This window comes from Bilophila wadsworthia ATCC 49260 (genome assembly GCF_000701705.1).
Lineage (GTDB): Bacteria > Desulfobacterota > Desulfovibrionia > Desulfovibrionales > Desulfovibrionaceae > Bilophila > Bilophila wadsworthia.
This window is the reverse complement of sequence record NZ_JNJP01000007.1, coordinates 59,590-74,191: the sequence shown is the minus strand read 5'-3', so window position 1 is coordinate 74,191 and position 14,602 is coordinate 59,590. Positions and strand designations below refer to the sequence as shown.

10 protein-coding genes are annotated in these 14,602 nt (G+C 59.0%); all 10 read left to right on the top strand.

The window, feature by feature from the left end; translation table 11 throughout:
* The first annotated feature begins 7 nt into the window (after positions 1–7).
* The 10 genes from T370_RS0105070 to T370_RS0105020 all read left to right on the top strand — a co-directional run bounded on the left by T370_RS0105070 (position 8) and on the right by T370_RS0105020 (position 14,596).
* Positions 8–2,224 carry a type I secretion system permease/ATPase gene (locus T370_RS0105070; protein ID WP_016361059.1) on the top strand — a complete coding sequence of 739 codons (2,217 nt, stop codon included), beginning with the start codon at positions 8–10 and terminating at the stop codon, positions 2,222–2,224.
* A 10-nt stretch (positions 2,225–2,234) separates the two neighbouring features.
* A complete protein-coding gene (locus T370_RS0105065; protein WP_029434966.1) occupies positions 2,235–3,611 on the top strand; it encodes an HlyD family type I secretion periplasmic adaptor subunit in 1,377 nt (458 codons plus the stop codon).
* The gene (locus T370_RS0105060; protein ID WP_029434965.1) at positions 3,612–4,454 is read left to right on the top strand and encodes a transglutaminase-like cysteine peptidase; all 843 of its coding nucleotides are present in this window, start codon (positions 3,612–3,614) and stop codon (positions 4,452–4,454) included.
* A gap of 73 nt (positions 4,455–4,527) precedes the next feature.
* Positions 4,528–6,612, top strand: a complete 2,085-nt coding sequence (locus tag T370_RS0105055; protein WP_029434964.1) for an HD domain-containing phosphohydrolase — start codon at positions 4,528–4,530, stop codon at positions 6,610–6,612.
* A gap of 31 nt (positions 6,613–6,643) precedes the next feature.
* Positions 6,644–7,861: a glycosyltransferase gene (locus tag T370_RS0105050; RefSeq protein ID WP_029434963.1), complete on the top strand. Its 1,218-nt coding sequence runs from the start codon at positions 6,644–6,646 to the stop codon at positions 7,859–7,861.
* A 1,190-nt stretch (positions 7,862–9,051) separates the two neighbouring features.
* A complete protein-coding gene (locus T370_RS0105040; RefSeq protein ID WP_009367937.1) occupies positions 9,052–9,795 on the top strand; it encodes a helix-turn-helix domain-containing protein in 744 nt (247 codons plus the stop codon).
* Positions 9,788–10,492: a pirin family protein gene (locus T370_RS0105035; RefSeq protein ID WP_005027449.1), complete on the top strand. Its 705-nt coding sequence runs from the start codon at positions 9,788–9,790 to the stop codon at positions 10,490–10,492. Before T370_RS0105040 ends, T370_RS0105035 begins: the two co-directional genes overlap by 8 nt.
* Before the next feature lie 57 nt (positions 10,493–10,549).
* Positions 10,550–11,527 carry a TAXI family TRAP transporter solute-binding subunit gene (locus T370_RS0105030; RefSeq protein ID WP_029434961.1) on the top strand — a complete coding sequence of 326 codons (978 nt, stop codon included), beginning with the start codon at positions 10,550–10,552 and terminating at the stop codon, positions 11,525–11,527.
* Between the two features lie 69 nt (positions 11,528–11,596).
* On the top strand, positions 11,597–13,519 hold the full coding sequence (locus tag T370_RS0105025) for a TRAP transporter permease (RefSeq protein ID WP_029434960.1): 1,923 nt from the start codon (positions 11,597–11,599) through the stop codon (positions 13,517–13,519).
* A 36-nt stretch (positions 13,520–13,555) separates the two neighbouring features.
* A complete protein-coding gene (locus T370_RS0105020; protein ID WP_029434959.1) occupies positions 13,556–14,596 on the top strand; it encodes an ornithine cyclodeaminase family protein in 1,041 nt (346 codons plus the stop codon).
* Positions 14,597–14,602: the final 6 nt, after the last annotated feature.

Here is a 14,602-nt window from a genome sequence, read left to right as displayed (position 1 = left end):
TGTCCGCATGGCTGATGTGATGCAACCCCCGAAGGGGGGAGAGCCCGATACGCCGGAACAGAAGAAGCCCGTCCCGCTGGTCAACGACGGTTTATCGCCTTCGGACGTGGATTTCATTCCGCCGCTGGTGCACAGTTTGGTTACGTTGCTGCGGCTTCGCGGCAAGTCCGTTTCCACGGCGTTTCTGATGGCGGGGTTGGCCGGGACGGGGCGTGTCTCTCCCGGGGCCTGCCTGCACGCGGCAAAGCGTGCAGGGCTTGAAGGGAAGATCGTTTATCGGAAGAGCCTTCAGGACATTTCCACGCTGGTGCTTCCGTGTATCCTTCTGTTGTCCCGTGACCGCTCGTGCGTCCTGACGTCCCTGGATGACGGCAAGGCGGGAGTGATTTTCCCGGAAACGGGGGAGGGCGTGCAGCCCGTCCCCCTTCAGATGCTGGCGGACGAGTACACGGGATACGCCATTTTCGCCACGCGCGAGGCCCGGCTTGACCAGCGGGCCGACCGCATCCGGCTCCTCAAGGGGAAGCGCTGGTTCTGGGACGTCCTGCTTTACTACATGCCGATTTATCGGCATGTGGCCTTCGCCAGCGTGGTCATCAACCTGATCGGCGTCATCAGCCCCCTGTTCGTGATGAACGTGTACGACCGCGTGATTCCCAACAACGCGGTGGATACGCTCTGGGTGTTGGCCATAGGCATCCTGATAGCCTACCTTTTCGATTTCCTGCTGCGCAACCTGCGCAGTTACTTCGTCGACGTGGCGGGCCGCAACGCGGACGTCGTGCTTTCCAGCCGTCTGGTGCAGAAAGTGCTGACCATGCGGCTGGACGCCAAGCCCGAATCGACCGGCGCGCTGGTCAACAACTTGCGTGAATTCGAGTCGTTGCGCGAATTTTTCAGCTCCTCGACGCTTCTGGCGTTCATCGACCTGCCGTTCCTTGTTGTGGCTTTGCTCCTGCTGGGATATATCGGCGGGCCGCTGGTGATTCTGCCGCTGTGCGCCATTCCCGTGCTTATCATTACGGGCATCGTGCTGCAGGAGGCCGGCAAGCGCACGGCGGAGCAGGGCTATAAGCAGAACATGCAGAAGAATGCGCTGCTTGTCGAACTGGTCAACGGGCTGGAGACTCTCAAGGCGTGCATGGCCGAAAGCCGGATGCTGCACCTCTGGGAACAGGTGGTCGGAGTTTCGGCCAAAGCCGGCAGCGTGGCCAAAAAATACAACAATCTCGCCATCACCATCTCTACGCTGGTCACGCAGGCCGTGTCCGTGGGCATGGTCATCTGGGGCGTCTATCGGATTGCCGACGGCACCATGACGATGGGCGGGCTCATCGGCTCGAACATTCTGGTGGGCCGGGCAATGGCCCCGCTGATGCAGATCGCAAGCCTCCTCACCCGACTGCAAAATTCCCGCATGTCCCTGCAGGCGCTCGATCTGCTGATGCAGCTTCCCTCCGAAGGCCAGAACGACAACGAGTACGTGGAGTTCGGCAAGCTGGACGCCTCGTTCTCGTTTGAGGATCTGGCGTTTGCCTACCCCGGCGCCGAACGTCTGGCCCTCACGGACATTTCCGTGTTCATCAAGCCCGGCGAGAAGGTCGGCGTCGTCGGGCGGATGGGGTCCGGCAAGTCCACGCTCGGCAAGATGCTGATCGGGCTGTACCAGCCCCGGGACGGCGCCGTGAAATTCGGCGGCGTGGACATCAGGCAGCTTGCCGAAGCGGACCTCCGGGGCAGGGTCGGTTTCCTGCCGCAGGACGTGGTGCTCTTTTACGGCACGATCCGGGATAACATCGCGCTCGGCGATCCCACCATCAACGACCAGATGATCCTGCGGGCGTCCACGCTGGCGGGCGTGACGGAGTTCATCCGTTCCAACCCGGCCGGGTTCGGGGCGCAGGTCGGCGAGCGGGGCATGTCCCTGTCCGGCGGCCAGCGCCAGGCCGTGGCCCTGGCCCGCGCGCTGGTGCGGGACCCGGACATCCTGATCCTCGACGAGCCGACCAGCAACATGGACAATGCGTCCGAGCAGATGATCAAAAATCGCCTCAAAGCGGTGATGGGCAACAAGACGCTGGTCCTGATCACGCACCGGCTGAGCATGTTGGAACTCGTGGACAGGCTCATCGTTATGGAAGGTGGGCGTATCATTGCGGATGGTCCGAAGAACGAAGTGTTGCGCCGCCTGCGCGAGCAGCCCGCGCCCCGGACCGAACAGTAAGGATTGAGTCATGCCGCAGCAACCTGAAAAACCGCAACAGCCTCAACTCCCAAACGATACCCGCACCCAGGCCATCGGTTCGGAGGAGCTCCCCTACGTCAACGAGGTGGAAGCCGCACTGGCGCGCAAGCCGCGCCTCGGGGCGCGCTTCCTTTCATTGGCTGTCGGCCTCTTTTTCCTCATTTTGGGCATCTGGGCGAACTTTGCCGAAATCGATGAGGTGACCCACGCCAACGGGCAGGTCATTTCGTCGCAGCGCACGCAGATCATCCAGAACCTTGAAGGCGGTATCCTGGGGGCCGTCCTGGTCGGTGAAGGGGAAATCGTTGAAAAGGGCACGCCGCTTGCGCAGCTCGACAACAAACTTGCCGAGAGCCAATACCGCGACGCCCAGAACAGGATCTTGGAGAACGAGCTTTCGATCATCCGCCTCGACGCCGAGCTGAAAGGCGAATCGCCCGCCTTCCCGGAAGAACTGTCGGTTTCGCACCCGCAGGCCATCGCTGACCAGATGGCCATCTTCCATGCCCGCGAACAGCAGCAGAACGCCGAAATGGGCCTGCTGCAATCGCAGTATGAGCAGCGCTCGCGCGAAGTCGAAGAACTGACCGGCAGGAAACGCCAGACCGAACGCAGCCTTGCGCTTGCCGTTGAACAGCGGAACATCGCCGCGCCGCTGATGCAGCGCAAGATTTATTCCCGCGTCGACTACCTGGGGCTTGAGCAGAAGGTCGTGTCGCTGCAAGGCGATATCGAATCGCTGGCGTCTTCCATCCCCAAGGCGCAGGCCGCCGCCGAAGAGGCGAAGCAGCGTTTGACGTTGCGCAAGGCGGAAATGGAAGCGGAAATCAACGCCGAAATCAGCAAGCGCCGCACGGAACTCAATTCGCTGAAGGAAACCCTTGCCGCCGGCGGCGACCGGGTGACGCGGACGGAATTGAAATCCCCCGTCCGGGGTACCGTCAAGCAGATTTACATCAACACGGTGGGCGGCGTCGTCAAACCCGGCGAAGCAATCATGGAAATTGTGCCGCTTGACGATACTCTGTTGGTCGAGGCCCGGGTTCGTCCCGCGGACGTGGCCTTCCTCCATCCGGGGCAGAAGGCGATGGTCAAGATTTCCGCGTACGATTTTTCCATCTACGGGGGGCTTGAGGCCGATCTCGAGCAGATCAGCGCCGATACGATTGAGGACAAGCGCGGCGAGTTCTTCTACCTGGTCAAGGTCCGCACGCACAAGAACGCCATTTCGTACCGCAAGGAGCAGTTGCCGATCATCCCCGGCATGGTGACGACCGTGGATATCCTGACGGGCAAGAAGACGGTTCTCGACTATATTTTGAAGCCGATTTTGAAGGCCCGGCAGAACGCCTTGCGGGAAAGGTAAATGATCCTCTGGAGGTGGCTTCGTGTCCTCGCGGGCCTGCTTGCAGTAAGTATTTTCGTCGGATTGCCGTATCCCGGCGCGTTTGCTGCGGATGATGACGACGAAATACTCCTCAAGCGGAGTTCCGTCGGTTCGCTTCTGTCGAACAGGAACAAGGCGGAGGGTGCCCGGGTTGCGGCGCCGTCCGACCCGCCTCCAGCCGTAACCCCGGCCGAGCCCGCGCGGGAACCGGAGGCGCAGGCGGCCCCGGCTGGAAAGCGGGGAGAGGGCGGCCCCATACGGCTGTTCGGGACGCTGGAGATGAGGAGCAAGATAGGGAAGATGCCGAAATGGACCTCCGTTCTGGAAAAGGAGCGGAAGAATCCGGGATACGTGGCTAACCGGCAGTTCCCCGGGCAGGGCGCATGGAAGGACATCAAGGCGAAGCTGTCGGGCATGTCCCCGCTTGAGCAGGTGAAGGCCGTGAACGTGTTGATCAACAGATGGCCTTACCGCACCGATATGGATGTATGGGGCGTCATGGACTATTGGGAGACGCCCGTGGAGTTCTTTCAAAAGTCGGGCGACTGCGAGGATTTCGCCATTGCCAAGTATTTCGCGTTGCGCGACCTGGGCTTTCCCGCTTCCCAGATGCGGATTGTCGTGCTGAAGGATACGCTTCGCAACCTCGACCATGCCGTCACCGCCGTCTACCTGGACGGGGACGCATGGATACTCGACAATTTGAGCAACGCGGTCTTGTCGCACAAACGGCTTTCGCATTATCGGCCGCAATTTTCAGTGAACGAGGAGTACCGGTGGGCGCATTTGACGCCTTCCGCTCCTAAAAAGACGGGCCGTTAGCCCGTCGGGCTCCGGCTGGAACGTGTAGTGAACGACCATGCAGACGAGTGGAACGGATAAAGAGAGGGGCGTTATGGAACAAGTCATTCCCCAGTCTAAGGTGGGAAACAAGTCCGCGGCGTACAGGCGCATGGGCTGGTTTATGGCCGTCATTCTTGTGCTTGTGCTGTGCGCTGCGGGCAGTCTGGCATGGTTCAACATCAACATGGCGGAAACGTCCCTCAAACAGGATGTGGAGCGCCGCCTGCAATTTACGGCCCAGAACAAGGCCAACGCGCTTTCGCTTTGGTTCAACTCCATGCAGAATCAGGCCAACCGGCTGATCAGCGCGGATCTTTTCCGGCTGTTCGCCTCGGAAGTCAACGGGCTGGGCAATGATCTCTCCCCGCTCCTGAAAGCCTCCGGGGACAGCCCCTCCGGGAACGACGACCTGTCGCAGCTGGCCTCCCAGCTTCCGCTCATGAAGAACCTTTTGCAGGAATTCATTTCCTATTCCGGATTCCTGCGCGCCCGTATCACCAATGCGGACGCCCAGACGTACCTTTCCACGGACGTCACGCCCCCGGCGCTCTCGCTGGAACAGCAGCAGGGCATCCGGCAGGCGGTCGAGTCGGGCAAGTTGGGCATCCTGCCCGTGCGCAAGACCAGCAATGGGCTGGTCCTTGATTTGGTCGTTCCCATCTTCGCCCCCCAGTATGTTGAAAACCGCTCGGAAAAGCCGGTGGCTACGCTTCTGCTGTCTCTGATGGTTTCTTCCCGACTCGGTGAAACGATTGATACGGCGAAGGGCGAGAGCTCGTTCGGCGTTACCCACGTTTTCCAGATCGTCGGAACCAAGCTGCAAGATCTTTTGCCCCTGTCCGCGGATATCCAGAATTTGCCCGGCTGGCAGCTGGGGCAGAGCGACAGCCTGCCGTTCGGGATCCGGGGAGGGGAGGCCGGCTCGCCTGATGAAGTATACAGCATCGGCGTAAAGGTTCCCGAGCTGCCGTGGCTGGTCGTGCAGGAAGTGCCGGTGGCGGCCGCGCTCAAGCCCTTCCTGGCGCAGCGCAATGCGATCGTCATATGGGCGGTCATTGCGGTCGTGGTCGTGCTGCTGGCCCTGCTGGCCGTCTGGTGGTGGCTCGTGGGGCGCAACGCCCGGAATGTGAGCGCCGAACTGCTCCAGTTGTATCAGATTTCCAATCAGCAGAAGCAGCTCCTCGACGGCATCAACAGCGCGCTTGTGGACGGCATCGTCCTGACCGACAAGGGCGGCATGGTCCAGTATGCCAACCAGGCGTTCGCGCGTATGGTTGGGCGTTCCGACGAAGAGCTTGTGGGCATGGATTGCGCGGCGATTTTTGGCTATGACACCGCCTTGCGGCTGTATAAGCAGCTGGACGTGGCCATCCAAAGCGAGCAGTCTTTCATGTTCAAGGACGTGATGTGGCTGCAGTCGAAGAAGTACCACTATCAGATCACGTGCTCGCCGTACCGCAACGAAAGCGGCGTGATCACCGGTACGGTTTCGGTGTTCCGCGACATCACGCAGCTTGTCGATGCGCAGGAGCGCAACCAGCGTATGGTCCGGCAGACCATCGCCGCGTTCATGCACGCCATCGAGGCCGTCGACCCGTATTTGGGCGGCCAGTCCTCGTACATGGCGAACCTGGGCGGCGATTTGGTCAAGACCCTCGGCCTCAGCGAGGAAGACGAGAGCACCGTCCGCACGGCTGCCAGCCTGTCGCAGATCGGCAAGATGCAGTTGCCCCGCGAGCTGCTGACCAAGCCCGGCGCCTTCACGCCGGAAGAGCGTCAGGCTATGGAGCGGCATGTGGAATATGCCCGGGAGACCTTGAAGAACATCAACTTCGAACTGCCCGTCATGGAAGCCATTTCCCAGATGAACGAGTTTATGGACGGTTCCGGGTATCCCGAAAAGCTGCACGGGGACGAGATCGGCATTTGCGGCCGTATCCTGTCGGTTGCGAACACGTTCTGCGCGCTGATCCGGCCCCGCTCGTATCGTAACGCCAAGTCCGTGGACGTGGCCCTGAACATTCTGGAATCCGAATCGGCTAAGTATGATCAACATGTTGTGCACGCGTTGCGTGAATACTTGAAGACGCCTGCGGGGGAAAAGTTCGTCAGAAGCCTTGCTGACGAAAACGCCTGACGAGGCGATACCAAAGGGACCGGTGTGGGCTATGCGCATCCTTTTTCTGCATCATACGTTTCCAGGGCCGTTTCGGCAGTTGGCGGCGCGCTTGGGTGGGCTTCCCGGCAATGAAATCGTGTTCCTTTCGGAGCGGAGCAGGCGGGATGTGTGGATTCCCGGCGTTCGGAATCTGACGGTTTCCGGCGTCCAGCCGGTTATGGCGAAGGACAGGGCCGAGCGGGAATTGCTGCAGATGATGCGCTACGGTTCACGTTTTGCCAATGCGCTGTTGAAGCTGCAACAGGGCGGCTTTGAACCGGATATCGTCTACGCCCATCCCCGATGGGGATGCAGTTTTTTCGCGCAGGATATTTTCCCTCAGGCGTTCCATGCCGTGTATGCGGAATGGTATTATACAAAAGGGGCCAATTACACCTTTTTCACGCAAGGGGCGGCCCGGCCCGCCGTGGAGTTTGCCCAGAGCCGCGTCCGTAACCTCTGCCAGCTCAATGCCCTTGCGGAATGCGATCTGGTGGTCACGGCCACGAGCTGGCAAAAAAAGCAGTACCCGCAGCAGATTGCACAACATATTCACGTGATCCACGAAGGCGTGGACACGGATTTCTTTTCCCCGAAGCCCGAGCGCTTCCGTATCGAGGGATGTGATCTTTCCACCGTCAAGGAACTGGTGACGTTTTCGGGCCGGGGGCTGGAGCCTTTTCGTGGTTTCCCCCAGTTTTACAGGAGTTTGCCCCGGTTGCTCGCGGCGCGTCCCGAGTGCCATGTGCTGATCATGGCGTCGGAGCGACAGGGGAGCGACGAGACCGTTTCGCTGGAGCGCCTGCGGGAAGAGGTGCCTGTCGATTCCCGCCGTGTCCATTTCGTGGGGTTCCGCCCTTACGAGGAGTACCGGCTGTTGTTGCGGGCTTCCACGGTGCATGTGTATTTTACGGCACCGTTCGCGCTTTCGGCGGGGCTGTTCGAATCCATGAGCTGCGGCTGCCTGCTGGTCAGTTCGGATACGGAACCTGTCCGGGAAGTGGTCAGGCACGGCGAAAACGGGTTCCTGTGTGACTTCTGGGATCACAACATGCTTGCGGATATGACGACGGAGCTGTTGGCCCGCTCGGATGCCATGGGCCCGGTGAGAGCGGCTGCCCGCCAGAGCATTGTGGAGGAATATAACCTGAAAGTGCAGATTCCGCGCCACATGGACTTGCTCCTGTCGACGTATGCCGACTGGAAAAAAGCTCGGCAGACATCGTAGATAAGGAAGGCTCCCCCATAAGGGAGCCTTTTTTTGTCGCTTTTGCGGGGAAAGACATAGTAAAGGGCATTTCAAAATGTTTCTAAGACGAATCTAATGCACCTAGTTTAGTTGAATCAAGGTGTACCTAGAGACGTTCAAAACGGGTCACCAAACGCCGAAAATTACCCGCTTCTTAGTTTCCCTCTGTTTCATATACTGCTTTGTTTTCAGGCCGATTTCGTTCGCGAGCTTTATCGCCAAATTGGAATAGGTTGAAGGAACGGGTAGGGGCTTTTAAACGTCTCCATCAGTTCTCCCGAGCGCATCGGCAATGCGAGCAAGCGCCAGGATGTGGCGTCCTGAATGCCTTCGTTATATCGGGCTTTACTGAGAGTCCGTGTGGATATGCCTGTATTGGCCCTAAGGAAGAGACAAACCAGCAGTGGATCGCCGACAAGCTCTTGACGAGGGGCACGGCATGACCCCGATCACCAGATTCTAAACCTGGATGTATGGCTATATGCTCGGCATCGTGGCGATGCCCATCAGGGACATGGGAATATAGGAGAAGCCCCCGACCGGAAGGAAGGGGGCTTTCTCATGAGCAGGATAGAATTCCTTACGCTGTGTAATTGCTCAAAAATGAAGCAAGGATGTGTCTAGTCATTTCCTTTTCGGGGGAATTCTGCACCATTGGGTATGGATGGGATGCCACGATTCGCTCGCACACTCTTTTGGCACATACCCATCCCATTTTTACCTATCTCTTATCCACCACATCATTTCTATTAATAAAACACATAGATGCCATCCGGATGACGGATTTCTCCGCGTTTTCGCAAGCCCTCGGCGTGTTGACAGCCAGCTTTGATTTTGTTCACCTTTATTTTAGATAACATGCTATAAACAAAGATATTTTTGATAGATAACTGTATATTTATAGCTCTGTGAAAGCATGTGTAGCCCGTAGTACGTCGATATTTCGACTCCTGCGGGCTCTCTGTACACAAAAATGCACATAAAAGCATTTTTTGTGTATTTTTTGTAACTTCAAAAATATTTTTTAAGGAGAAAAAACGATGCCCTAATCAATATAATGAAATGAAATTTATTCACTTTTTATTTTGAGTCAAAGAGATGAAGAACATTTCACTCTACGTTGACAGAAAAGGAACCATTTTCCATACACTCAAAACAAAGAGGGAACTATGTCTTTTGGAAAGCGGCTTAAATCTCTTTTGGCAAAAAAGCGTCAATCTCAAATGGATTTCGCTTTGCGTCTGGGTATAACCCGCTCCCGGCTCTGCAACTATATCAATGACAGGAGCGAGCCGGACTATGCGACGCTTTGCACTATAGCCGAAGCGCTGCAGGTGAGCGTGGACTATCTTCTTGGCCGCAACGGGATACAGGATTCCGATTTTCAGGGAAGCAGAATCTTCTCGGACTTCATTATAGGACGGGAAAAACCCGCTTCGGAGGGGATGACGGTTTGGATTCCCCTGTATCTCTCCCGTTCAGAGACGCTGGAGGAACCTCCGGTCCCCTCCGGGTGGCTGCGCGAAACGAGTTCATTCGTTCAGACTGGAGAATTCCGCCAGCCCTACGCCATCATCGTCGGTGACGACAGCATGGCCCCGGAAATCATGCCCGGTGACATTGCCTATATTCAGCCGTGTTTCATCTACCATCCGTTCATGGAACAGAACTTGGGCAGGGATCTGTTTGGCGTGCGCCTTGATGCGGGCGATGCCGTGGGTACGTCCCTGAAGCGGTGCTGCGTCCAGAGCAACCTGCTCATCTTTTATTCGAACAATGTGAAATACTCCCCGGTCATTCTGGACATGAACAAAATCCTTTTCGTCCCGCTGATCGGCAAGGTCGTCTCCATCTGGAGGAGCTATCTGGACAGCGACATGCTGGAGCGCATTCGGGAGGCCGACGATGATTGATGTCATTCCCCTATCCGCATGTCATACGGAACAGTACGGCACCATCAGCGTGACGAGCCTTCTGTCTTTCAACAACTACTTCGATCCCCGCAATGCCGCGTTCGGTTCTCTGCTCGTGTTCAATGACTACCGGGTTCCCCCGGCGGCCGGGTTCAAGATGCATCCCCATCATAACTGCGAGCAGCTTTTCTTCGTCGTCGAGGGGACGCAGAAGTGCGTAGATACCCTGAACAATTCGCTTGTGCTCAAGCCTGTGACCGTGCAGCGCGTTACGGCCGGGACCGGCTATGCCCGGGAAACGGCCAACTACGGCAACTCCATGCTGCGTTTCATGAGCGTGCGCTTTCAGCCCCGTTGCCTGCACACCCATCCCTATCACGAAATGAGGACGTTTTCGCCTTCGCTCATGGCGGATCATCTCCTCAATGTCGTCTCCGGCAGGGCAGAGTCGCCCTCGAAGGGCCTTCCGCTTCCCTTCGATGTGGATGCCGACGTCTATCTTGCCTCTCTGGAGCAGACGCCGCTTGAGCATTTCGTTCCCGCTGGCTCCAAGACGTTCATCTATGTGGTCAGCGGCCGCATCCGCATGGATCGGCAAATCCTCCAACCCGGCGATCACGTGCGTGTCTCCGGGCCCGAAACGGTGTCTCTGGCCGCCGCCCCCAGGGCGTGGCTCATAGTCATAGACATGCGCTGATCCGGCGTTCCGGTTCGGTGTTTCGTGCAGGGAACAGTTTAACCGAGGAGTAGGGTTATGTTCAGAACGTTTTGGAAATTCGTGGGCGTCGCCGTTATGGCTCTGGCCGTTTCCGCTCCGGTCTCTCACGCCAAGCAGCGTCTGCTTATGGGCACGTCCACCGGAGGGGGCTCCTATTACGTTCTCGGAGGCACGTGGAGCAACGCGCTGAACGGCAGGCTCGGCGACAAGGTGGATCTCTCCATCGAAGTGACCGGTGGTCCTGAAACGAACATCATGCTCATCGAAAACAAGGAAATGGACCTCGGCATGGTGACTGCGTGGCAGGCTGGGGACATGTACAATGGCAAGGGAAAAGTTCCTCAGAAATTCCAGGCCATGCGCTCCTTCATTCCGTTGTACCCCAGCTACCTCCAGATTTATGCCTTGGCGGACTCCGGCCTCAAGACCATCCATGATATCGACGGCAAGCATGTCGCCTCTTCTTCCGCCGGTTCGAGCAGTTTCCTCGCCGCGCGGGCGATCATCGAAACCCTTGGCCTGAAGCCCGCCAAGGTCAGCGGGATGCCCGCCAGCCAGCAGCTCAATACCCTGCGTGACGGCCAGACGCAGGCGTCCTTTTCCGTTATGGGCGTCCCCGCTCCCGTCATCATGGAAATGGAAGCATCCAACGAGATCAATCTGCTGACCATGACGCAGGAAGACTTCAGCAAGCTGCTCAAGGCTTATCCCTACTGGACGCAGGGCGTTATCCCCAAGGGCACCTACAAGGCCGCCAAGGAGGACATCCACGTCATTTCCTTGTGGAACTTCGCCGTGGCCCATAAGGATCTCCCCGAAGATCTCGTCTACGACATGACCAAGGCTACCTTTGAAGTGTTGCCTCAGCTCGCCAACGCGGTGAAGGACATGGCCAAAACCAAGCCCGAGGACATCCTGTACAGCAGCGTGCCTCTCCATAAGGGCGCCATCAAGTACTACCGTGAAATCGGGCTGACCATTCCCGACAAGCTGATTCCCGCCGAAGCGAAGTAAGGCACTGTTGCCGCACCGGGACGGCCGCCCGCCCCGGTGCTTGCCCCAAGATTCTTTTTGGAGACAGCCATGAGCACCACGGATCTGCCCGATGACGACACTCTGGAAACGTTGAGCGAGGAGGGGTACACATCCCGGAAACCGACCGGAGCCCTCAAATATCTGTATTATGCCATCGGCCTCGGCATGGCCGCCTTCCACATCTGGTTCCTGGGGTACAGCTCAATGGAGCCTTGGGCGCTCTATTATTCCCACATCTGCTTCGGGGTTGTGCTGGCCTATTTCCTGTACCCCTTTTCCCGGCGCTCCAACAAGAGGATGCCCACGCTGGGCGACTGGGCCTGCATGTTGCTGGCGGCGTCGGCGTGCATCTATTTCATCCTTGAGCTGGATACGATCATCTACCGCGTCGGCGTGGCCCCCACCAGCCTTGACCTGTTCTTTTCCACGGTTATCGTCGTCCTGATCCTCGAGATGACCCGGCGCACCAACGGCTGGATTCTTCCCTCCATCGCCATCTTTTTCCTCGCCTATGCGCTGCTCGGAAAATACCTTCCCTATAGCCTTGGCGGGCACCGGGGCTACAGCTTCGCGCGTGTTTTCAGCTACATCACCGGAATGGACGGTATGTTGTCCACACCGCTGGCGACGTCGGCCTCGTTCGTATTCCTCTTTTTCCTGTTCAGCGCGTTCCTCGCCAGCACCGGGGCAGGGCAGTTCTTCATCGACATCGCCATGGCCGTTGCCGGCGGCAAGCGCGGCGGGCCGGCCAAGGTGGCCGTCATCGGCAGTGCCCTGTTCGGTACGATTTCCGGCAACTCGGCGGCCAACGTGGTGGCCTCCGGGACGTTCACCATCCCCATGATGATCAAGGTCGGCTACTCGCCGCGATTCGCCTCCGCCGTGGAAGCCGTGGCCTCCACGGGCGGGCAGATGACGCCTCCCATCCTCGGGGCGGCGGCGTTCATCATCGCCGAGCTGACGGGCACCCCGTATCTCGACGTGGCCCTCGCCACAGTCATCCCGGCGATCCTCTATTTCGTCTCGATCTTCTACATGATCGACCTTGAAGCCTATAAGGAAGGGCTGCACGGCTACGCCAAGGACGAGTTGCCCGACGCCCGCAAGGTGCTGTTGGAGAGGGGGCATCTGGTCATCCCGATCTTTGTGTTGATCTTCGTGCTCATCGGCTTGAACGCCTCGGTCATCAAGGCGGCCATCTGGGCCATCTATTCCACGATTCTCTGCACGTTCCTGCGTAAGAGCACCCGGCTCACGCCCGAGCAGTTTGTGGCGGGTTTCGCGGACGGGGCCAAGCAGGCCGTGGGGCTTATCGCCGCCTGTGCCACCGCGGGCATCATCATCGGCGTCCTGAACCTCACCGGGACAGGGCTGAAGTTCGCCAGCGGGATCATCGCGCTCTCCGGCGGTATCTTGCCCATAGCCCTCATCCTGACCATGGGTTCGTCGCTGATCCTCGGCATGGGCCTGCCGACCGCCGCGGCCTATCTCATTTGCGCCGCGGTCATCGTTCCCGCATTGACCGGGCTCGGCGTACCCGCCCTTACCGGGCATCTGTTCATTTTCTATTTCGCCTGCCTGTCCGCGATCACGCCGCCCGTTGCGCTCGCGGCGTTCACCGCAGCCTCGCTCGGCAAGACGAAGCCGATGGGCGTGGCCCTGACCGCCGTGCGCCTCGGAATCGTGGCCTTCATCGTCCCGTTCATGTTCGTGTACGCGCCGTCGCTGCTCTGGCAGGGCAGCCTTCCCGAAATCCTGGGTACGCTTGCAACCTCGCTTTGCGGGGTTTTCTTCCTCGGCTCGGCGCTTCAGGGCGCGTTCCGGGATCGCGTGCTCAACATGGGGCAGCGGGGGTTGTTTCTGCTCGGTTCGCTGGCTCTCATCCAACCGGGCCTTGTTACGGATCTCATCGGCGTCGGCCTTGTGGCTTGCGCACTCCTCTGGCAGTGGCTCGGGTCCCGTCGCGGGTAACCCTCACCTTTCTTTCAAGTAATTGGAGAAACGACAATGGCTGACACTTCGCATTCCCTGCTGTTCCTTTCCCAGCGTGAAGTCATCGAAGCGGGCGTCCTGAACATGGAACAGGTCGTGCCGCTCATGGAAAAAGTCTATGGGCTTCACTGGCGCGGGGAAACCGTGCTTCCGAGCAAGGGGGTCATCCGCTGGGGCGGCGTGGAAACGGAATGGGAAAAGGGCCGCATCAACGCCTTGCCCGGCTGGATAGGAGGGGACATCCGCACTGGAGGCATCAAGTGGATCGCCGTCTCACCCGAAGGCGTCCGCGCTCCGGGTATGCCCAAAGTGGCGGCGCTGGTGATCATCAACGATCCCGTCACGCTCTACCCGGTGGCGATCATGGACGGCGTGCTTCTGAGCGCCATCCGAACCGGGGCCAACATGGGGGCGGCGGCCCTGCACCTCGCCAAGGAGGATACCCGGACGATCGCCATCGTAGGCGGCGGGTTCCAGGGACGGACGCAGCTCATGGCGCTGCTCGTGGCCCGCCCGCAGACGAAGGAAATCCGCATCTACGATGTGAATCGCGCGCAGGCCGAGAACTTCGCCCGGCATATGGAAAAACGCACGGGCAGGAAGGTTGCCGTCTGCGCCACGGTCGACGAAACCGTCAAGGGCGCGGACATCGTCGTGACCGCCACGGGAAGCACCGAGCCCCTGCTGTTGCGGCGCCATCTGGAGCCGGGGATGCTTTACATCCACGTGGGCGGCAACGAATGCGAGTATGAGGTCATTTCAGCGGCGGACAAGCGGTATGTCGACGATTGGGAACAGATCAAGCACCGCGACGTGTCGAGCCTCGCGCACATGTTTTTCGCCGGGAAGCTCAAGGATGAGGACATCACCGCCGAGATCGGGGCTGTGGTCGTCGGCGACCGCCCCGGCCGCGAATCGGACGACGAGATCATTTACGTGAACACCGTCGGCCTCGGCGTGCAGGATGTGGCCCTCGGTTCCCTTCTCCTTGCCAATGCGCGGGAAAAGGGCCTCGGGACCACCGTCAAGATGTGGGACGAGCCTTTTGTGCTCTAATGTGCA